Annotated in this window: 22 protein-coding genes; 9 read left to right on the forward strand and 13 right to left on the reverse strand. The window is 34.1% G+C overall.

Annotation, left to right across the window (positions count from 1 at the left end; genetic code table 11):
- Positions 1-89: 89 nt before the first annotated feature.
- The 5 genes from ASG22_RS13500 (at position 90) to sufD (ending at position 4,705) form a co-directional block, all read left to right on the forward strand.
- Positions 90-419, forward strand: a complete 330-nt coding sequence (locus ASG22_RS13500; RefSeq protein WP_055985495.1) for a HesB/IscA family protein — start codon at positions 90-92, stop codon at positions 417-419.
- Positions 420-462: 43 nt separating this feature from the next.
- Positions 463-837 carry a four helix bundle protein gene (locus ASG22_RS13505; RefSeq protein WP_055985496.1) on the forward strand — a complete coding sequence of 125 codons (375 nt, stop codon included), beginning with the start codon at positions 463-465 and terminating at the stop codon, positions 835-837.
- A gap of 38 nt (positions 838-875) precedes the next feature.
- On the forward strand, positions 876-2,324 hold the full coding sequence (gene sufB, locus ASG22_RS13510) for a Fe-S cluster assembly protein SufB (RefSeq protein WP_055985499.1): 1,449 nt from the start codon (positions 876-878) through the stop codon (positions 2,322-2,324).
- 229 nt (positions 2,325-2,553) lie between these two features.
- Positions 2,554-3,297, forward strand: coding sequence for a Fe-S cluster assembly ATPase SufC (gene sufC / locus ASG22_RS13515; protein ID WP_055985502.1), 744 nt, complete (start codon positions 2,554-2,556; stop codon positions 3,295-3,297).
- Between the two features lie 100 nt (positions 3,298-3,397).
- The gene (gene sufD / locus ASG22_RS13520; protein ID WP_055986835.1) at positions 3,398-4,705 is read left to right on the forward strand and encodes a Fe-S cluster assembly protein SufD; all 1,308 of its coding nucleotides are present in this window, start codon (positions 3,398-3,400) and stop codon (positions 4,703-4,705) included.
- A gap of 76 nt (positions 4,706-4,781) precedes the next feature.
- Here the strand turns inward: sufD and ASG22_RS13525 are convergent, their stop codons facing one another.
- A complete protein-coding gene (locus tag ASG22_RS13525) occupies positions 4,782-5,711 on the reverse strand; it encodes a DUF3078 domain-containing protein (protein ID WP_055985505.1) in 930 nt (309 codons plus the stop codon).
- A gap of 269 nt (positions 5,712-5,980) precedes the next feature.
- Here ASG22_RS13525 and ASG22_RS13530 point away from each other — a divergent pair, with 269 nt between their 5' ends.
- From ASG22_RS13530 to gdhA, 3 genes are all read left to right on the forward strand, one after another.
- The gene (locus ASG22_RS13530; RefSeq protein WP_055985508.1) at positions 5,981-6,751 is read left to right on the forward strand and encodes a rhomboid family intramembrane serine protease; all 771 of its coding nucleotides are present in this window, start codon (positions 5,981-5,983) and stop codon (positions 6,749-6,751) included.
- Between the two features lie 30 nt (positions 6,752-6,781).
- Positions 6,782-7,891, forward strand: coding sequence for a DNA-processing protein DprA (gene dprA, locus ASG22_RS13535; RefSeq protein WP_055985510.1), 1,110 nt, complete (start codon positions 6,782-6,784; stop codon positions 7,889-7,891).
- 190 nt (positions 7,892-8,081) lie between these two features.
- A complete protein-coding gene (gene gdhA, locus ASG22_RS13540; protein ID WP_055985512.1) occupies positions 8,082-9,440 on the forward strand; it encodes an NADP-specific glutamate dehydrogenase in 1,359 nt (452 codons plus the stop codon).
- A gap of 198 nt (positions 9,441-9,638) precedes the next feature.
- Here the strand turns inward: gdhA and ASG22_RS13545 are convergent, their stop codons facing one another.
- The 3 genes from ASG22_RS13545 to ASG22_RS13555 all read right to left on the reverse strand — a co-directional run bounded on the left by ASG22_RS13545 (position 9,639) and on the right by ASG22_RS13555 (position 11,528).
- Entirely contained in the window at positions 9,639-9,944 is a 306-nt protein-coding gene (locus tag ASG22_RS13545) for a hypothetical protein (RefSeq protein ID WP_055985515.1), read from the reverse strand.
- Between the two features lie 123 nt (positions 9,945-10,067).
- Entirely contained in the window at positions 10,068-10,556 is a 489-nt protein-coding gene (locus ASG22_RS13550; protein ID WP_055985519.1) for a YkgJ family cysteine cluster protein, read from the reverse strand.
- Positions 10,557-11,528 (reverse strand): ion channel, encoded by a 972-nt coding sequence (locus tag ASG22_RS13555; RefSeq protein WP_055985523.1) that lies wholly within the window; start codon positions 11,526-11,528, stop codon positions 10,557-10,559.
- A 165-nt stretch (positions 11,529-11,693) separates the two neighbouring features.
- Between ASG22_RS13555 and ASG22_RS13560 the strand changes: the two genes are divergently transcribed.
- The gene (locus ASG22_RS13560) at positions 11,694-12,074 is read left to right on the forward strand and encodes a group III truncated hemoglobin (RefSeq protein ID WP_055985524.1); all 381 of its coding nucleotides are present in this window, start codon (positions 11,694-11,696) and stop codon (positions 12,072-12,074) included.
- Between the two features lie 63 nt (positions 12,075-12,137).
- Here ASG22_RS13560 and ASG22_RS13565 read toward each other — a convergent pair whose 3' ends face one another.
- The 9 genes from ASG22_RS13565 to hflX all read right to left on the reverse strand — a co-directional run bounded on the left by ASG22_RS13565 (position 12,138) and on the right by hflX (position 21,538).
- Positions 12,138-13,208, reverse strand: a complete 1,071-nt coding sequence (locus ASG22_RS13565) for a calcium:proton antiporter (protein ID WP_055985528.1) — start codon at positions 13,206-13,208, stop codon at positions 12,138-12,140.
- Positions 13,209-13,271: 63 nt separating this feature from the next.
- Positions 13,272-13,610 carry a DUF6122 family protein gene (locus ASG22_RS13570; protein ID WP_055985531.1) on the reverse strand — a complete coding sequence of 113 codons (339 nt, stop codon included), beginning with the start codon at positions 13,608-13,610 and terminating at the stop codon, positions 13,272-13,274.
- 23 nt (positions 13,611-13,633) lie between these two features.
- On the reverse strand, positions 13,634-14,866 hold the full coding sequence (locus tag ASG22_RS13575; protein ID WP_055985534.1) for a hypothetical protein: 1,233 nt from the start codon (positions 14,864-14,866) through the stop codon (positions 13,634-13,636).
- On the reverse strand, positions 14,867-16,915 hold the full coding sequence (locus ASG22_RS13580; RefSeq protein WP_055985537.1) for a hypothetical protein: 2,049 nt from the start codon (positions 16,913-16,915) through the stop codon (positions 14,867-14,869).
- Between the two features lie 12 nt (positions 16,916-16,927).
- Positions 16,928-17,596, reverse strand: coding sequence for a hypothetical protein (locus ASG22_RS13585; RefSeq protein WP_055985539.1), 669 nt, complete (start codon positions 17,594-17,596; stop codon positions 16,928-16,930).
- A 36-nt stretch (positions 17,597-17,632) separates the two neighbouring features.
- Positions 17,633-18,352, reverse strand: coding sequence for a DNA alkylation repair protein (locus tag ASG22_RS13590; protein ID WP_055985542.1), 720 nt, complete (start codon positions 18,350-18,352; stop codon positions 17,633-17,635).
- 29 nt (positions 18,353-18,381) lie between these two features.
- Positions 18,382-19,662, reverse strand: coding sequence for a cation:proton antiporter (locus ASG22_RS13595; protein WP_055985546.1), 1,281 nt, complete (start codon positions 19,660-19,662; stop codon positions 18,382-18,384).
- A gap of 23 nt (positions 19,663-19,685) precedes the next feature.
- Positions 19,686-20,315, reverse strand: coding sequence for a DUF4919 domain-containing protein (locus ASG22_RS13600; protein ID WP_055985549.1), 630 nt, complete (start codon positions 20,313-20,315; stop codon positions 19,686-19,688).
- Positions 20,315-21,538: a GTPase HflX gene (hflX, locus tag ASG22_RS13605; protein WP_055985552.1), complete on the reverse strand. Its 1,224-nt coding sequence runs from the start codon at positions 21,536-21,538 to the stop codon at positions 20,315-20,317. Before hflX ends, ASG22_RS13600 begins: the two co-directional genes overlap by 1 nt.
- Positions 21,539-21,660 lie beyond the last annotated feature (122 nt).

Consider the following 21,660-nt stretch of genomic DNA (forward strand, 5'->3'; position numbering starts at 1 on the left):
AACAGAATCATTAAAATAGATAGCTTCAATTTGAGATTGCGGAAATTAGTTCGTATTTTTGCACTATTAAATCATTCTAAATAAATACAATGATAAAAGTATCAGACCAAGCAAAGGCAAAAGCCATCCAACTTATGACGGAAGATGGTTTCAACCCTGCTGAAGATTATATAAGAGTAGGGGTAAAAAGTGGAGGATGTTCTGGTTTAGAATATGTTTTGGGATTCGATAATCAAAAAACAGAAACAGATCAAATTTTCGAAGATAATGATGTTAAAATTGTTGTTGAGAAAAAAGCTATCCTTTATTTAGCGGGAACAGTTCTTGAGTATTCAGGAGGATTAAACGGAAAAGGATTTGTTTTTAACAATCCAAACGCATCCAGAACATGTGGGTGTGGAGAAAGTTTTTCTTTATAAGAAAATTAAAAAATTCAGAGATCAAGAAATTTAGAAATTATTCATGGCTGTCTCATTTGAAGATTTTCCGGTTTATAAAAAGGCAATTTCATTTACAGTTAAAATTTTTAAAGTTCTTGATTTTGAAAACTTACATAAAGAGTTTTCTCTTAAAGATCAACTCAAAAGAGCAACTTTATCAATAACAAATAATATTGCTGAAGGCTCAGAATATGGAAGTAACAGGCAATTCATCAGATTTCTTTGGATCGCAAAAGGCAGTTGTGCTGAAGTGAGAAATATGTTGTTTGTTTTATACAGTTTAGAGAAAATCGACGATGAGGCTTTCCATACACTTAATAATGAGTGTTTAGAAATCACAAAAGAGATTTATCATTTTATAAAATATCTTGAAAAGAACAATTTGGGCACTAAGTAATTTCTAAATTACTTAATTTCCAAATCTCTTAATAAATTATGAATAAATATACTGAAGACGATTTACGCGTCGATTTAGAAAATAAAAAATATGAATTCGGCTGGGAGACGAAAATCGATTACGAAGATTTCCCGACGGGTTTAAATGAGGATATCGTCCGTGCGATCTCTGCTAAAAAAGAGGAACCGGAATGGATGACCGAATGGCGTCTGGAATCTTTCAGAATCTGGTTGAAAATGGTGGAGCCGGAATGGGCAAATATCAAATATGAAAAACCGGATTTCCAGGCGATTAAATATTATGCAGCTCCAAAAGCAAAGACTGAACTTGAAAGCTTAGATGATGTAGATCCTGAATTATTGGCAACTTTTGCAAAATTAGGAATCAATATTGAAGAACAGAAAAGACTTTCAAACGTTGCGGTAGATATTGTAATAGATTCAGTTTCTGTGAAAACAACTTTTCAGGACACTTTGATGGAAAAAGGAATTATTTTCTGCTCTATCTCTGAAGCGATTAAGAATCATCCTGATTTGGTAAGAAAATATCTTGGAAAAGTAGTTCCGAGAGGAGATAACTTTTATGCAGCACTGAATTCCGCAGTATTTTCTGACGGAAGTTTCTGCTATATCCCAAAAGGCGTAAGATGCCCGATGGAATTATCAACGTATTTCCGTATCAATCAGGCAGGAACAGGTCAGTTTGAAAGAACACTTGTGATTGCAGATGAAGGAAGTTATGTATCTTATTTGGAAGGTTGTACAGCTCCGTCAAGAGATGAAAACCAGCTTCACGCAGCCGTTGTTGAGCTTATTGCAATGGATAATGCTGAAATTAAATATTCAACCGTTCAAAACTGGTATCCGGGAAATGAAGAAGGAAAAGGTGGAGTTTTCAATTTTGTAACAAAAAGAGGACTTTGCGAAAGAAATGCAAAAATCTCTTGGACTCAGGTAGAAACTGGTTCTGCCGTAACTTGGAAATATCCTTCTTGTATTTTGAAAGGTGACAATTCAATCGGTGAGTTCTACTCTATTGCCGTGACGAATAATCACCAATACGCAGATACAGGAACAAAGATGATCCACATCGGAAAGAATACGAGATCAACAATTATTTCTAAAGGTATTTCTGCAGGAAAATCTCAGAATTCATACAGAGGTTTGGTTAAAGTAATGCCGACTGCAAAAGGAGCGAGAAATTTCTCTCAGTGTGACTCTTTGTTGATGGGTAACGAATGTGGAGCACACACTTTCCCTTACATCGAAATCAAAGATCCGACCGCTCAATTGGAGCACGAAGCAACGACTTCAAAAATCGGTGAAGATCAGATTTTCTACTGCAACCAAAGAGGAATCGATACAGAAAGAGCAATTGCTTTGATCGTAAATGGTTTCAGTAAAGAAGTTTTAAATAAATTACCAATGGAATTTGCCATTGAAGCTCAAAAATTATTGGAGATTTCTTTGGAAGGTTCTGTAGGATAAAGCTTCATTTTTTTCAGTTTGATAGCACGTTTGTCATTCTGAATAGAGCAAAGCAAAGTGAAGAATCTAATAGTCGAAATGACAACAGGAAAATACATTAAGGTTGATTAATTTTAATGTTTAAAAATAAAAAATAATATTTCATTCGCATGCGTTAACACCTTTGTTAATTGTGGTTTAGTGTTACAAAGGAATACTCAAAGTTTGACCTTGCGATAAATTTGAACATATGTTAAATATAAAAAACTTGCACGCCAAAATTGAAGACGGCGCAGAAATTTTAAAAGGTATCAATCTTGAAATAAAGCCGGGTGAAGTTCATGCTATCATGGGACCGAACGGAGCGGGAAAATCTACACTTTCTTCTGTTATTGCAGGGAAAGAAGACTACGAGGTTACAGATGGAGAAATTATTTTTGATGGCGAAAATATCATCGAAGATGCACCGGAAGACAGAGCTCACAAAGGTATTTTCCTTTCTTTCCAGTATCCGGTAGAAATTCCGGGGGTTTCTGTGACAAATTTCATCAAAGCAGCGATGAACGAAAACAGAAAAGCTAAAGGTTTGTCTGAAATGCCTGCAAAAGAAATGTTGGGAATGATTCGTGAAAAATCTGAGCAATTGGGTATCAAAAAAGATTTCCTTTCAAGATCATTGAATGAAGGTTTTTCGGGAGGTGAAAAGAAGAGAAACGAGATCTTCCAGATGATGATGCTTAACCCAAAATTGGCTATTCTTGATGAAACTGATTCTGGATTGGACATTGATGCATTAAGAATCGTTGCAGACGGTGTAAATGCATTCAAAAATGAAGGAAATGCAGTTCTTTTGATTACGCACTATCAGAGATTGCTTAATTATATTCAACCTGACTTTGTTCACGTTTTAGCAAACGGAAAAATCATCAAAACCGGTGACAAATCTCTTGCTTTGGAACTGGAAGAAAAAGGGTACGACTGGCTTTTAAATTAATTAAAAGAGTAAGAAATTCAGAGATTCAGATGATCTCTCAGTTTAACAATTTCAGCCAAATAAAAAGAAAAAAATGGTGCAAACCACAGATATACCAGTAATGGCATTAAAAGAACAGATTATAGAAAATCACGGTGAGTTTTTGGAGAGTCTTCGTCACAGATTTCTGGATGATGATAGAAAAGTTGCTCTTCAAAGATTTGAAAAATTGGGTTTTCCTACAAAAAAAGACGAAGAATACAGATATACCAACCTAAAGGAGATTACTGAAAAAGGATATAACTTTTTTCCGAAAGAAAGTCATAATATCACTAAAGAGCAGTTAGATGAATTGCATTTGGGTGAAGAAAATTTTGACTGGATTACTTTCGTAAACGGTAAACTTCGTAAAGAATTATCAAAAGTTTCTATTGAAAACGTTGAGTTTCTTTCATTTAACTATGCATTGAATGATGAGAAACATAAAGATGTTTTTGATAAATATTTTAATACAATTGCTTCGGATAAATCAGCTTTCACGAATTTAAATCAAGCTTACTGCAAGTATGGTTTTTTTTTAAAAGTTCCTAAAAATGTTGTGATTGAAAAGCCAATTCATGTTTTTTACATTTCTCAGAATCAGGAGGAAAACACTTTCTACAATACGAGAAATTTATTAATCGTAGATGAGGGCGCAAAAGTGGAAATCATTGAAAGTCACCACAATTTTGACAGTACCTATGTGTTGACAAATTCTGTAACAGAAATTTTCACCTATCCCAATGCAAAAGCAGATTGGCATAAAGTTCAGAATGACAATGACACTTCTTATTTAATTGATAATACTTTTGCAAAACAGGAAAAAGACAGCTTAACAACTGTAAATACATTCTCTTTCGGAGGTAAATTGGTAAGAAATAATTTAGATTTCATTCAAAACGGATCGAATATCAATTCATTCATGAACGGAATCACGATTATCGGGAAAGATCAGCTGGTAGATCACCACACGGCGGTTCACCACAATCAGCCGAATTGCGAAAGTTATCAGAATTACAAAGGTATTTTCAATGGCAATTCTCACGGAGTATTCAACGGGAAAGTATTTGTGGATAAACTGGCTCAGAAAACAAATGCTTATCAGCAAAATAACAACGTTTTATTAAGCGAAGGTGCTAAGATTGATACAAAACCACAATTGGAGATTTTTGCAGATGACGTAAAATGTTCTCACGGCTGTACGGTTGGTCAATTGAATGAAGATGCGATGTTCTATTTAAGAGCAAGAGGTATTTCTAAAAAAGAAGCTCAGGCTTTGCTTTTATATGCATTTGCTAATGATGCAATGCAGAATATTGATATTGAGCCTTTAAAAGAAAAAATTTCAAAGCTTTTGGCAGAGAAATTAGAAGTTGATATAGAGTTTTAACAATATATAGTAATTGATAATAATAAAGCACTTCAAGTTGAAGTGCTTTTTATTTTGTCTGAAATTTCAATTCAGATTATTTCTTAATCCACCATTGGCTGTCCTTTCTTTCAGAGCGTTTTACTCCGTTGTTTAAAGTATAAGCCAGACCAACGCCCAACGTCTGTTTAAGCTGTGTTTTTTGAATCTGATTATGATCGTACATTACATCAACGGTGATATTAGAAGATATAAATCGATTAACTTTTAAATTTAAAACCATTCCGTAAGCCAAAACCAATCTTTCCGGATGATCCAGATAATTGGAGAAAACAGAAGCCGTATTGGAAAGATTTACATTTTCCATCAGTTTAACTTTATATACAGCCGTTCCCAAGAAACCGAATTGCAATAAAGAAGCATCTCCATCAGCTTTTAAACCATAAGATCCTGCAGTTTGAAGGTCTTTATCCAACACAAAAGTCCATCGGGCGTTACTGGGACGAAGAGAAACGTTTACATTATCATTAGGTCTGTACGTAATCCCCAAACCTACATTCAGGTAACCGGGTGCCATAAAATTAGAAAGTTTTGTCGCCTCCGGATTATTACCGTCTTCGTATCCTACTGCAAACTGAGAAAGAAACCCGGCACCCGCAGAAAGATACCAACTTTTTGACACTTTTCTTCCGTAATTGGTGGAAACATTAATCAAATCCTGAGTCTTCCTTACCCCAATTCCTTGTGTATCATTTTGTCCATAATTTAAAAGTATAATGTTTTCCCAAAGATCTTTGTCTTTTTCGTAGGTAATATTGTAATCAACCCCGGCAAGCCAGCCTACATTGTTGGCTCCACCACCAACCCAATTTGAGAAGGAAGTCTGATTGATCATTAAAGATTGCTTGCCTAAAACCGACCAATGTTTTATCGTGTCGAGTTTCACAGATCCGGTATCAATAATGACGACCTGGGCATTGGCGAAAATTCCTAAAACGAAGGAAAGGATGAATAAAAACTTCTTCATAAGTCCAAGATTTTTTATTTTCAAAATTCTATGCAAAAGTATTAATAATAATTTTGGCTAAAAACCACCGGCAATGGTTAATCTTAAATCTAATAAAGATTTTACACTAAAAAATAAATCTATTTTGAAAGATCAATGACAAAATATGATATTAAAAGTTTAAATCAATAAAAATCATAACTTTTTGGCTGAAATAAAAATAAGATTTGATATTCATCGCCAATTTTTCCGAAATTTATTGTTGGCTTTTCATTTGACGTATAATCTTCATGTTAAAAAATAATGTAATTTCCAAAAAAGCGATCCTGTATCCTCTGCTTATGCTTGCAGCGATGTGGCTCGGCTATTTCTTACAGTTGCAGGGCTTTTTTTCAAATTGCTTCGGAGCGATTATTCCTTTATTGCCGGAGGGTTTGCTGGGAATTATCACTTCTCCCCTTTTACACGGAAATATAGACCACATTGTAGGTAATTCTATCCCGATTGCAGTGCTGATGTTTCTATTATATCAGTTTTATCCGTTGGTTGCCAATAAAGTTTTTGTCATTGGTTGGTTAGCAACAGGATTATTAGTCTGGCTGCTTCCACCGATTGATATGATAACAGGAGATTATCTTTACACGTGTACTATCGGAGCTAGCGGTGTTGTGTATGTTCTTGCCTTTTTCCTCTTCTTCAGCGGAGTTTTTAAATGGAATATGACCTTATTGACCATTTCTTTATTGGTCGTTTTATATTATGGAAGTCTGGTTTGGGGAATGTTGCCCGAAGAATTATTTTCAAACCTTGAAGAACCTAGTAAAATTTCCTGGCAGGCTCACCTTGCAGGGGCTGTTGTTGGAGTTATTTTAGCTTTACTATTCAAAAAAGTGGGTGATAAAAAGAAAAAATACATCTGGGAATTTCCCAATTATTACAGCGAAAAAGATGATAAACTTTGGCAGGAATATAAAGAAAATCATCCTGAAGACTTTATGGAACTTCCTTACAAGAAAAAAGATGATATTTGGGAGCATCTGGAACAATTGAGAAGAAAATAAATTCTTTACATTTGTGGAAACATAACACAAATGTATTCTGAAGAACAACTTTATGCCATCGCATTGCGTGAATGCAATTTAATCGGCGATATTAATTTTCACAAACTTGTACGAGCATTCGGAAACGCAAAAGAAGCATGGAATAACGCTAAGAAAAATTATTCCAAAATTGACGGTATCGGCAGAAAAGCAGTTTCCGACATTGGAAATCCTGAACATCTGAAATTTGCAGAAAAAGAATTAAAATTTTGCGAAAAGAATACCATTAAAATTAATCTCAGACACCAGCAGCAGTTGCCTCGTCTCCTGAATGAATGTGATGATGCACCGGCAATTCTCTACCAAAAAGGAAATTTCGATGATAGTAAACAGAAAGTAAGCATCGTCGGGACACGAAATATGACTGCTTATGGCAAACAGTTTATCAATCAGTTTTTTGAAGCATCGCAATCATCTGATTTTATTTCCATCAGTGGTTTAGCTTTGGGGATTGACAAAGAGGTTCATGAGCAATCTATTCATTTTCAAATTCCTACTACGGCAGTTTTAGCCCACGGATTTCACACTTTATATCCTGCAAAAAATAAGAAACTATCTGAAAAAATTATTGAAACCGGGGGAGCTTTATTCACCGAATTCAACTCATCCCGAAAACCTGACAGAGAAAATTTCATTCAACGAAATAGAATTGTGGCAGGACTTTCACCATCTACTATTGTCGTAGAAACGGCTTTTGGAGGCGGTTCTATAAGTACAGCAACATTCGCAAACAATTATAACAGAGAAGTTTTTGCCCTTCCCGGAAAGATTACAGATACTCACAGTCAGGGTTGTAATCATTTGATTTTTCAGAATAAAGCGATTGCAATTTCTACCATTAAAGATTTAATCGATTTACTTGGATTTAATAAAGCTCAAACTCATATCCAGGATTTATTTCAACATCAGGAAATTGCTGTTCAATTAACTGAAAATCAAGAATTAATATTTAGAGCAATTGTTGATCATCCGCAGATCACATTGGACGATTTAACAGGGAAAATTTCACTGTCTTCACACAAAATTTTACCCGTAATTTTGGAATTGGAGCTTTTAGGGAAAATAAAATCATTTTCCGGGAGACAATTTATAGCAATATAAGAATTAATGATTTCTTAATATTACATTATTTAACAAATAACATTTCAGAATTAATAAAATTTAAACATTAATTATTAATTTAATAAAATTAACCCATAATATTATTAAATTTTCAACAATCATCAATTCAGGTATTGTGAATCTTGAAAAAAAAATTAAATTTGTTGACATAATATTCAACCCTAATTATATGGAACAATATAATATTGACCAGAAAATACAAGAATTTATAGCAAAAATTGAGGCAAAAAATCCTAACGAGCCAGAATTTTTACAAGCAGTAAAAGAAGTTGCTGTAACTGTTATTCCGTTTATTATGACAAAAAAGGAATATACAGGAATGAAGCTTCTTGAAAGAATGGCGGAGCCTGAAAGAGTAATTATTTTCAGAGTGCCATGGGTTGACGACAAAGGAGAAATCCAGGTAAACAGAGGTTTCAGAATACAAATGAACTCTGCGATCGGACCATACAAAGGAGGAATCCGTTTCCATCCTACAGTAAATCTTTCTGTGCTTAAGTTTTTAGCCTTCGAACAAGTTTTTAAAAACTCATTAACTACACTTCCGATGGGAGGTGGTAAAGGAGGTTCAGACTTCGATCCACAAGGAAAATCTGATATGGAAGTAATGCGTTTCTGCCAAGCTTTCATGACAGAATTATGCAAACATATCGGTCCTGAAACCGATGTTCCTGCGGGAGATATCGGTGTTGGTGCAAGAGAAATCGGATATTTATTCGGACAGTATAAAAAAGTAAGAAACGAATTTACCGGTGTACTTACAGGTAAAGGTCTTGCTTATGGAGGTTCATTAATCCGTCCTGAAGCTACAGGATACGGTGTTGTTTACTTCGCTGAGCAAATGCTTAAAACAATCGGACAAACTTTTAAAGATAAAACAGTAACAGTTTCAGGTTTCGGAAACGTAGCTTGGGGAGTTATCAAAAAAATATCTGAACTTGGCGGTAAAGTAGTTACCATTTCAGGTCCGGACGGATATATCTATGATAATGACGGTATCTACGGAGAAAAAATCGATTACTTATTAGAACTTAGAAATTCAGGAAACAACAGAGCTGAGGATTATGCTAAAAAATATCCTTCATCAGAATTTTTTGCAGGAAAACGTCCTTGGGAAGTGAAGTGTGATGTTGCCATCCCTTCTGCAACTCAAAACGAATTAGATCTTGATGATGCTAAACTTTTGGTAGAAAACGGATGTGTCTGTGTAACTGAAGCTGCGAATATGCCTTCAACCTTAGATGCGATTAACTATTTCTTAGACAATAAAGTATTGTTCTCTCCAGGAAAAGCATCTAACGCTGGTGGTGTTGCCACTTCAGGATTGGAAATGACGCAAAATTCTATCCGTCTAAACTGGACTTCAGAGGAAGTTGATGCAAGACTGAAAGAAATCATGATCGGAATCCACAAAGCTTGTAGAGACTACGGAAAAGAGGAAGACGGCTATGTAAACTACGTAAAAGGCGCCAATATTGCCGGTTTCGTGAAAGTTGCAGAAGCAATGTTAGCTCAAGGAGTTGTATAAAAATATAAAGGTTGGGAAATTTTCCCGACCTTTTTTAATGATAACCTGTTCCCGGGATTATAAATGGGATAAAAGTAAAAAGTGAAAGGAGAAGCGTTGAGAAATCAGCGCTTTTTTTATATGAAATTCTGAATGAAATATAAAAAATCCTGAAATAATATATTCCAGGATTTCAATTCTACTTTGTTTACTAAAAATTTATTTCGACTTATTCTTTTTAGTTTTTTTCTCCTCTTTTGTGGCTTCAGCGGGTTTTGTACCTTCTACGTCAGCTTGCACGCTTTCCTTTGTATCCGAGGCCGGAGTTGTTGCCTCTACCGTTGTTGTTGCACTTTGATTTTGAGTCTTTGTTTCCGAAGGCGTCCAGGTCGAGTTGGTTTGAGCATTCGATTGTGTCGATTTTTGACTAGTCGTATCCGTTGATTGACTTTGTGGTGTTGTCTGTGCAGAAATCGCGATCATTCCGATCATTGTGAAAGCTGCTGTTAAAACTACTTTTTTCATAATATTTAATATTTTAAATGGTTGTTTATTATTTTTAAAACGACACATTTCTACTTAATATTATTTCTGATCAGCTACTTTAACGTACTTTATTATTAATTAAGAGGTATTTTGAATTATTAGCTATTTTCCCAAATTCTTCATAATTCGTTCAACAAATTCATAGGCTGCGGGGCAGATCACTGTATTTTTTATCATCAAATCATTGATCTGATAAATCTTTTTCCGGTCTGTATGAGGATATTCCCGACAGGCTTTTGGGCGAACATCATATATCGAACATGTATTATCACCATTCAAAAAATAGCAAGGAAGATTCTGCAATACCTTATCGTTATCTTCATCAATTCGTAGAAATTTTGCTTCAAAGTCAGCAGATTTCATACGAAGATGCTTGGATATTCTCTCAATATCTTTTTCGGTGTATAAAGGTCCGGTAGTTTTGCAGCAATTGGCACATTGAAGACAATCAATCTTTTCAAAAACTTCTTCATGAGTTTCCTGAACAACATAATCCAGATTCTTGGGTGGTTTTTTCTTTAATCCGTCCAGGAATTTTTTATGTTCTTTTTGTTTTTGTAAAGCCTGTTTCTTATTAAATTCTAAATTCATTTATAAATGTTCTTCTGCCAAAACAGGAAGATCTGTTTTTTGATAGTCATTAATTTTGCCCAAATCCAAAACGGTAGAAAGATTTTCTCTATCCGGATAGTACATCGGGACGAATTTTGCCCCATAGACAATTTCTTTTGAAACGTACGAAGATCGCTGCACAACAGTATTTGAAAACACTTCGTCGAACGCACGGAGATGAATGATAATTTCAATTCGTGTATTCTTAAAATCATCTTCAGAAAAACCATAAAACGGAGAATCTTCATCAATTACATGAACGACCGTCCAGTTCAGGGCTAATGTATTGATTTTATTGAGTTGAGTTTTTAGTGTATAAAAATTATTTCTCGGAACACTGTTTTCAATGACTTCAATAGCCGCCGAAACAATAACTTCAGCATCGGTTAAGGCATTATTTTTAAATGGAGCCAGCCTGAACATCAAAGCCGTTTTATTTTTAAATGGTGCAATCACCACAATATCAGAAAATTTTAGATATGCTCTCGGTCTCGAAAATCTTCCGTAAAAAAGTCCCGTTGCAATCGCAAAGGTAAGCAATCCCAAAAAAGCCTCAAAAGTTGCCACCAAACTAGCCATAAAACCCACTGGAGCAATTCTTCCGTAACCTACCGTCGTAAAGGTCTGCGAACTGAAGAAAAAAACATCGATAAACTCGTTCAAGGGGTCACTTTTGTCGATTCCCGTAAGATGCTCTACTCCGATGACATAATAGATAAAAGCAAATAACAGATTAACCAAAATATAAGCAATCACCAGATACGACAGAAAACGAACCGTCGAAAGATCCAGCATCGTATGATACCAGCTGAATCGGCTTAAAATACCAATTCCTTTTCGCCGAACATTCGGAAATCCATCTTTGTTGATAAATCTCCCGGAAGCATTGTCTCCAAAACCACTGTTTTCATCGCTTCTCTGACGAATTTTTTGTCTGAATCCTCTTGCCATTTTTTATATCATTGGTTTGATTTTGTTACATTTAAACGGTTTCAAATCAATCAAGCCGCTAAACTTTTCAGTTAAAATAATTATGCAAAGATAAAATATTGTTTTCATGAAATTTATCAATTAAATGATTGAATTTTTGAATTGATTTTACATTAAATTTGAAGTATGAAAAAGCTGGAATCAAGAGAAGATATTGAACATCTTGTGAATTCGTTTTACACAAAAGTCGTTAAGGATGAAACGATTGGATTTTTCTTTAAAGATGTTATTAAAGTAGATTTTGAAAAACATTTACCGAAAATGTATTCGTTTTGGGAAACACTTTTATTCGGGCAAATAAGCTATAAAGGCAACCCAATGGCTGTTCATTTCCCCATTAATGAATTGGAAGCAATGGAAAGGAAACACTTCGATCGATGGCTGGAATTATGGAAATCCACTATTGAAGAAAATTTCACCGGAGAAAGTGCTGATATGGCAATCTATAAATCTGAAAACATTGCGAAACTAATGGCTTTTAAAATGGAGCAGGCCAGGAAATTATAGCACTTCGAAAGGTTCGTGCTACAAAAGTTTATTCGTTTTTGAAGTTATATTAAAATTTTAAACTTAAGGAACGATAACTGTGAAAATATAAGCTGCAAGGTTTACCAATAAAACGGTTCCGTACAGAACATTCGTCTTTCCCCGACTTAACGAAAGCATTACGATAAATACCGATAACGAAAGCAGGATAATATCTTTTTTATCCAGACCTAACACAAGCGGAATATCGTATATAATACACACCACAGAAACTGCCGGAATCGACAGTCCTATACTCGCCAACGCAGACCCCAAAGCCAGATTAAGACTCGATTGGATCTGATTGCTTCTCGCCGCTCTAATCGCCGCCAACCCTTCCGGAAGCAAGACTACCGCAGCAATAATCACTCCAACCAAAGATTTTGGAGCTCCGAAACTTTGAACCATATCTTCAATAGTTCCTGAAAGACCCTTCGCCATCATTACCACAATTGCTAAGCAAACCACTAAAAAAACAAAGCTTATTATCGTTTTATTAGTCGAAGGAATATAATATTCTTCGGAATTCTCATCCGGAGCAATAAAGTAATTTCTGTGTCTCACTGTTTGAACCATTAAGAATATCCCATAAATAACAAGACATGCAATAGAAACAAAGATGAGTTGAGCGGTATTATAGAATGGTCCATTTACACTAGATGTGAAATTCGGGAGAACTAGTGTTAAAATTAAAATCGAAACAATACTTACCAAATAAGTTGTAGCCGAAGTTCTGGCAAAAAACTGTTCGTAATATTTTACTCCTCCCACCAAAATACATATTCCCAAAATTCCATTCAGAATAATCATTACGGCTGCAAAAACAGTATCTCTTGCTAACGTAATCGCCTGATCTCCACCGGCAACCATTAAGGAAATAATTAAGGCAACTTCAATAATGGTAATACAAAGTGCCAAAATAATCGTTCCGAAAGGTTCGCCCACTTTATGCGCTACAACTTCTGCATGATGAACTGCTGACAGGACACTTCCCGTGAGTAAAATCCCTGCAACAATATCGGAAATTACACCCGCTCCCATCAGTCCGGAAAAATAATACCCCACCGCCAGAACAGGAAAAATATATGTATAATGTAAAAATTCTTTTAACTTCATAGTGTTTACAAAATACAAAAAATCTATGGGATTTGAAATCTTAAAGAAAATATTAATGCAATTTTAATGACTCCAAAAATAAAAATCCTGCAAATCCGTCAGCATATGAAACAAAAGCCCGATTCCGATAATTCTGATATTTCCCTTAAAAAACAACATCAAAAAATACACTGCAATCGCATAATAGGAATGCAAAATGTGAAAACCCACACTTGCCCTGTTTGGATCGAAAATCGGATCTGCAAACAAATGATCTAAGTCTACAAGCATCGTTGCCAATAAAATCAGGTATACTTTTTTCCAGTTTTCACGATAAAAAATCAGCGCAATAAAAACCGGACAAATAAAATGCAGAAAATAATGTGTGAATGTTTTTAGTAATCCAATATCAAAGAAATCCATCAATTATTACGTTTAAATTAAGCTTACCATCGTAAAATTAAAGGTAATTCTTCTTTTTTAAACTTTAATTTAAAAAAATAATCCTGTGCATTATTTCCATAGAAAATATAATCCAGATTCGAGATTAATTTCTTTTCATTTGCATTTAGCATTTTCAAAGAAGACAGTAATAAAGCATTATTTCTAATAAAAATATAATTTCCATTCAAATTTGCAGACCATGGAATTTGCTTTCTCGTAGATTTAATTTCAAAATTATTTTTATTTTTTTGAATTAAATTTGGCTGAAAAGGAATTGCAGTAAATTGATTTTGAGCATTAATCCATTTTTTATTTCGGAAAAATTGTTCTGTTTCGTCAGAATTTGAACTTTGAAGCGCAATCATGTAATTGGGCTGAATAATTTTCTGGAAAGTCTTTTTTTCAACTTCATTAAAATTATCATCATACCCATAACTGATAATGGTATCATTCACCTGTTCCAAAGTTGCCGTCGCTTTGAGATAATTAATATGAGAAGAATCTACCATATTTTTATCAAAACTAGAAGTCAGTTTTTTTAAATTCTCACCATCCAATTCTGTTTCCAAAAAAGTATTTTTTTGTTGAAGTTTAGCAATCAGTGATGAAAAATCTTTAGTAGAAATACTTTTTATTTCAATTTCATCCGAAAGTACATCAATAGAGAAATTTCTGGTTCTTGCTCCCGAAATAAAAGAAATACTTCCCAAACTTCCATCAATAAAAGAATCTGCATTAAAAATATCATTCTTTGAATTTTGAAAAAGCACTTTATGAATTTCATTAAAGCTTACATCAGCAGTTCCAAACATACAGCTCTTCTCTTCTATTTTGACGAAGAAATTATCTCTTTGGAAAATATTTTCGCTTTTTTCGATGAATTTTTCCTGCTTTAAAAATGCCAAAAACTTCTTTTTATCTTTAAGTTCTACAACGCTGTACCAATCTGAAATTTTGGTATTTTGAAGGTGGAATATCTGCAAAAAATCGGGAATTTTCACTCCCGATTCATATATAGAAATTGTATTTTCTTTTGTTTTTTTGGTCCCAAACCATTGTGAAGGATTTGTGACAAAGCTTGAAATATATTGTCTTGTAAGATTTTTCACATCAACCAAAACAATAACATCTGCATTTTTCGGAACAAATTTTAATGTTTTATCCTTGTGGTAAAAGACAAAATAGATCGTCATTGCGAGTAGAAAAACCGCTAAAACAAAAAGCTTTTTTTTCATTTATAAAACCGGTGTTTTTTTCTCGGATTCTTGGATTTTGTAAATCTCATCCACCAAATCAAAGAAATACATTAAACTGTTTTCGGAAGAATTCTTAATTTCATAATTCATTTCCGTTTCTATTCTGTCGCCTTTTGCTTCAGTTTTAAAATTAACTTCACCTATATTTTTCTTGAAAACATCCATGATTTTTCTTTCTGAAGTACTCTTAAACTCTTTCTCTAAACCGATTAAAAGTTTTTGAATATTTAATCTTCCTGACATCGCATATTGGGACGAATCTTTTGCCCATTTTTTGCCCATTTCAGACTGATTTTTAGGTAAAATATTATCCGTAGAAGTCGTCATGTAAACAATCCCGTCTTTTACAGTAAAGAATAACTGATCCAGATATCCTGTTGCTTTTTCTTCTTTAAACTCGTAAAAATCTCCTTTTTTAGAGAATTTTTTTGCGGTATTTTTATTGGTAATTAATACGTTAAAAATTCGGTTCCAATATCCTTCATTTTCTGTCGCAAAAGCAAAAGTAAAATTCGGCATCATGACTTCTTTTGTCTTTTTCACTTCCTTTTCGTTGTAATCATCGTCATAATCGAAATCCGTATATTCTACTGTTTTAGATTTCAATTCATTCAATACAAAAATTCCGCTTCCAGGTGCGATTTTAGCAATAGCTTCTTCATCCAGAACGATTTTCATGGTTTCCATCATCAGCTCCATTTCTTTTTGATATTCACCTTCGCCTGAATTTTTAAGCAAACTATACATCAGATCGAAATACTTGCTTCCATCCAGATTCATCGCATAATATCCCATGCTTTTATCATTGATTAAAGCTGCCAGTTTCTTGTTCTTTTTACCTTTATAAATAGACGAGAAATATTTCTGAACTTCCGGATCTTTGTGTTGATAACTGTTGACCAATCGTATTTTATCATTATCGAAATACAGATTGTATGACGTATTTGAATTGTAAATTTTATTAAAAACCGAACCAAATTTGTAAAGCTTCATCATTTTACCATAAATTCCTTCATTGATAATTCTGCCATAATCCAAGTATACAAAAACATCTGCACTCGCATCACGGAATGAAAGCACATCTTTAGAAACTTCAATCTCAAAATTCGAATTAAAAAATTTATCAAAATCTTCTTCAGCCAGTTTTTTTACCAGCTTAAATTTTTCAATATTCAAAGAATCAAGTTCTTTTTGATACGCCAAATCGCCAATACTGTCTGTTTCCTCCTCCATATCTTCTTCATCCTGCATCGAAGGAGGTAGAATTTCCTGATCTTTGTCGGTGTAATTTTTATCGGTTGAACCTTTTTTCTCTTTCGGATATTCGTGATGTTTTTCAAGATATTTAATATCTTTCTGCATTCTGGCGATTTCTGCGTTGTGCTCTTTAATGTCTTCTTTTAAATATTTAATATCATCTTTCAAAACCTGAATTTCATCTTTATAATTGAAAGGCAATTCCTCATCTGCATAAGCACTGTCTACTGTAACTGCTGCCGTACTGTCAATAACTGCTACAGCACTATCTACCATCACTTCATCCTCATGATTATATTTATATGGTTTTGAATAGCTTATCATTTTCAGGACCGCACGATTCCCATTCCAGGCAACAAAAACATCATCATCAAGATTAACGTAAGAATAATTGTTTTTCTTAGAAATTTCTAATCCCTTTTTCTTGGTTGAATTAATAAATTCCTGAAATTTTTCTTTATTATCTACAATAAAATGTGCGGTATAAGCCTTCACAGAATCATTAAAAGTCGCATAATGATATTGCGTCGCATCATATTTAATTCCCGTTTTGGAATAATCTGTCCATGACGGTTTTTCTTTGCTGTCTTTGGTTACATCCAATAAAAAAGGATTCAATTTTTGCCAATTGATTTTTTTATTAAGCTGTTTTCCATTGATTTCCATGTAAAAAACAGCTTCACCCGGAAGCTTCATTTTTTGTTGAGCCAACAGGAATACAGAGGCAAAAAATAAAAAGACAACTTGTATTTTTTTTAAAATAGATTTCATGGTTGTAAGAAATTATTGAAAGAGAATATTATTTTGTAATTGTTTTTTCTGAAGGATAAGATCCAGCACATTAGCTTCCATTTTCACCGCTTTTTTATTGGGTGAAAGCTGGTAAAAATTGTTAGTCTGAGATTTTATCGTGCTTTCAAATTGTAAGACAGAGACATATTTAGCATCATTAAAAACTTCTTTGTCTGCCTTGCTCATCTTATCATAATCGTTTTTGAAAGTATTGATTCTGTTTCTGGTAAACGTTTTTTTCTCGACATTCTGACTGTAAATCTGTGTTGGAATCATTTTACCCAAAATATTTTTGGCTTTTAACTGTTCCAATCCTGCGTTGATATTTTCAATCTTTTTGAAGTTACAACTTAATTTAATAATGTAATTATCAAAGTCCATTGAAGTTTTCACATTTGAAATTCCAGGCGTTGCTTTAAAAATTCTTGCTGCTTCATTGATTTTTGATTCAATCTCAGACTTTTTAGGAACTTTTTTACCGTTGATGGTTTCCATTTTAGAAATAGAAGCCAAGCGGGTTTTACTTTTGCTTGCGTTGAGAATAATAGTGTACTCTCCGCTTCCATCGGCTTTTATGTTCGCTTTATCTACAATATCGAAACAACTTGTCAGCAATAAAAAAGGGATAAACAGAAGAAACTGTTTAAGAAATAATTTCATAGTTTGGCTTTAAACCACAAAAGTACGATTCTATTTCTAAATTCTGCCTTTTAAGTAATTCTGTCGCAGTTCTTCATCTAATTTTTCAATAGAATATCGCAAACAAGTTCTTGGCATTTTCTTGTAATATTGATTGAGATAATTAATAAGTTCGGTTTCATTTTTATTTCCCATTTCACGAAGCACCCAACCGTTTGCTTTGTGCATAAGATCGTGAGGATGATACAGATTTTGGGTAACAAATTCTTTAGTTAAATCAAATGACCCTTTTTTCACGTAATACATTGTTCCGACAACGGCGATTCTTTTGTGCCACATTTCATCGGAATCAGAAAGTTTTCTTAGTAAGTCTTCTTTATGATTTTCAAAGGCATAACGACCTAATATCTTGTAACAACTTGAATCTACCAAATCCCAATTGTTGATGTATTTTAAATGATTTAAATAGAATTCAACAATTTCTTCTTTTATAATTTTATCTTTTGTTTTCTCAAATTTTAAAATCAATATCAATAAAGCTGTTAACCGATGTTGGTGGTATTTTGAAGAAAGCAGCTCACTCAATTTATCCAAAGATATTTTAGCATAATATTCTTTAGCCACAGATCGCTGATCCGGAACTGTCACGCCGAGAAACAAATCGCCTTCGCCATATTCTCCTTTTCCTGTTTTGAAGAATTTCGGAAAAAATGCAGCTTTTTCAGGAATTGATAAAACGGCTAAAGCCTGCTGAATTTCTTTAATCACATCGTTCATCTTCTGAAAACTTTCTGATTTGAAAACGATTATTTCTCTTCATGTAAAGCAACTGTTTCCAGCTCCTCTTCTTCTTTTGCAATCTTATTAGGATTGGCAACTTTTGCAATGGTAAGACCCTGAACAATAATAGAAAAAACGACTACACAATAAGTAATACTTAAAATAATTTCGCTGTATTCATTTTTAGGAATAGACATTGCCAACGCAATAGAAACCCCGCCCCGGATTCCACCCCAAATCAACACTTTTACAGTTTGTCGGCTAAAGGTTCTTTTCATAAACTTGGTCGGTCCCCATATTGAAATTACTCTTGCCAATAAAACAATCACAATTGCAACCAATCCCGAAATAATAAAATGACTTAAATCTTTGATCATCAATAATTCAAAACCGATGAAAAGGAATAAAACAGCATTCAGAATCTCATCAATTAATTCCCAAAATTTGATGAGATAATCCTGAGTGATGGATTTCATTTTAAATTTAACATTAAAATTACCCATAAATAATCCAGCTGCAACCATCGTTAGCGGCCCCGAAATGTGCATTTGTCGTGCAATCAGATAACCACCCATGACAACCGATAGTGTTACCAAAACAGAAATGATATAATCATCCACTTCACGCATTAATCTGGAGGTTACCCAACCTAAAACTACTCCTAGGAAAAGACCACCTCCGGCTTCTTTTAATAATAAGAGTCCAATATTTTCAAGTCCAAGTTCGACTTTATCACCAAGCGCCAACTGAAGTACAACCGTGAAAACCACAACCGCCATACCGTCATTAAACAATGATTCTCCCGCAACTTTTGTTTCTAAACTTTTTGATACGTTTGCCTGTTTTAAGATACTCAAAACCGCCACAGGATCTGTTGGAGAAATCAATGCCCCGAAAAGAAGACAGTAGATAAAAGGCAAATGAATTCCTAAAAACGGTAATAGGTAAAACATTCCAAATCCGACAACGAAAGTGGAAATCACAACACCTACGGTAGAAAATATAAGCACCGGCCGGAACTGCTCTTTAAGATCGTCGATATTGATATGAATACCTCCTGCAAAAAGAAGGAAATTTAACATGGCTCCCATTAAAACCTCAGTAAAATCGATATTGCTCATCAGATTATGAAGGTGGCCGAAAGTTCTTGGTAAAAATGTTTCTCCGAATAAAACCAAAATTATAGACACCACAATGGCAATTAACATAATCCCGATGGTGCTGGGAAGTTTCAGAAACCTGTAATTAAGATATGAAAATATTGATGCTAAAACTATTAAAGCTGAAAATGAATAATATAACTCCACTAAGAGGTTTTTTTTTAATTTATTTAATAATCGATATAAAGTACTTTGATATAAACTCTGTCACTGTCTTTTTCCCACACATCCAAAATGCCGTCTTTGGCAGATTTTGAACCTCTTGTATACTCTTTCCCGAGATTTAAAATATTGAGTAAAATATATTCATCCCCCACGGTATTCACCAGATAAGCAGTCTTTTCCGTTTTTCCGTCCCCCGAATTTCTGATAGCTTCTGTAATTGTACGAAACTGATTCAGATGATGTATGAAATTATTTCCGTCTTTTTGAAAATCGTAAGCTTTTAATAAAATCAATAGAATATCAAGATTTGTAGGGTCTGTAGCGTACAAGATTTTTCCCTGTTTAATACAATCTTCAAAATTGCTGTTTTTGAAAGCTTCTGCAAGATTTTTAAAATCTTCATCCGTTGTAGAAACGAGATCTTTCCTGAAATTTCTTCCGTAGTAAAGATACTGTGCCTCAATGCTGTCCAGAGATTTCGGATATCCTTTATATTTAAAAATCAGTTTGTCGTAATTATATTCAGATTTGCTGTTTTTAAGATCTTTCTCTATTGCTTTAAAATCAATTTTTGACTTCTGAGCAAAGCCAAAAATTGATAGTAGAAGTAATAAAAGGAAAAAGAGACGTTGCATTACTTGTCGCTTTCTTCCTCGTCGTTTTCGAAATATTCGAAAAGGAAATCGTTGTATGGGAATCTCGAAATATGAATTTTCATGACCTCATCGTAGATCATTTTTTTCATTTCCGGGAAGTTTTCTTTCGTTAAAGCTGAAATGAAAACCGTAGGATATTTAGATTTTGCCATCCATGTTTTCGTCCATTCTTCCAGAGAGATATTTTTATTCGTGGATGGAGTTAAATCATCCTCATCTTTTTTCTCGTAGCTGAAATCATCAATTTTATTAAAAACCATAATCATCGGTTTCTGATGCGAATTGATTTCCATCAAAACCTGGTTCACAGAATCGATATGATCTTCAAAACTTTCATGAGAAATATCGACAACGTGAATCAAAAGATCCGCTTCACGAACCTCATCCAAGGTAGATTTAAATGACTCTACCAACTGGGTAGGCAATTTTCTGATGAAACCTACCGTATCCGTCAACAAAAATGGCAAATTTCCAATCACGACTTTTCTAACTGTCGTATCAAGTGTTGCAAACAGTTTATTTTCAGCAAAAACTTCAGATTTTGACAAAGCGTTCATCAGTGTCGATTTTCCAACGTTAGTGTATCCTACCAACGCAGCACGCACAACCTTTCCACGATTATTTCGCTGAGTCGCCATCTGCTTGTCGATAATCTTCAGTTTATCTTTCAGCAAAGAGATTCTGTCACGGATGATACGTCTATCAGTTTCGATTTCCGTTTCACCAGGACCTCTCATCCCGATTCCCCCTTTTTGACGCTCAAGGTGGGTCCACATTCTTGTCAGTCGTGGTAAAAGATATTGATATTGTGCCAACTCTACCTGAGTTCTTGCGTAAGAAGTTTGTGCTCTTTGTGCAAAAATATCAAGAATAAGATTGGTTCTGTCGAGGATTTTTACCTCAATTTCACGTTCTAAATTTTTGAGCTGGGAAGGCGATAATTCATCATCAAAAATGATGGTTCCTATTTCATTTTCTTTTACGTATTCTTTTATTTCCTGTGCCTTTCCGCTTCCTATAAAGGTTTTGGAGTCTGGCTGTGTTAATTTTTGAGTAAAACGTCTGTCTACGGTAGCTCCGGCAGTAAAAGCCAAAAACTCCAACTCGTCCATATATTCGGTTAGCTTTTCCTCATCCTGATTTTGTGTAATAACACCCACCAAAACAGCTTTCTCGTAATTATGTTCTTTCTTGTCTAGCATTAAATTCTATCTATAGTTTGTGAGATTTACAAGTTACCATTTTTCGGGAATAAAAACAAAACGAATTTTTCATATCATAAAAAAGTATATTTATCATATTCTAAATAAGTTAAGTATTGTGA

This window comes from Chryseobacterium sp. Leaf405, assembly GCF_001425355.1.
Taxonomy (GTDB): domain Bacteria; phylum Bacteroidota; class Bacteroidia; order Flavobacteriales; family Weeksellaceae; genus Chryseobacterium.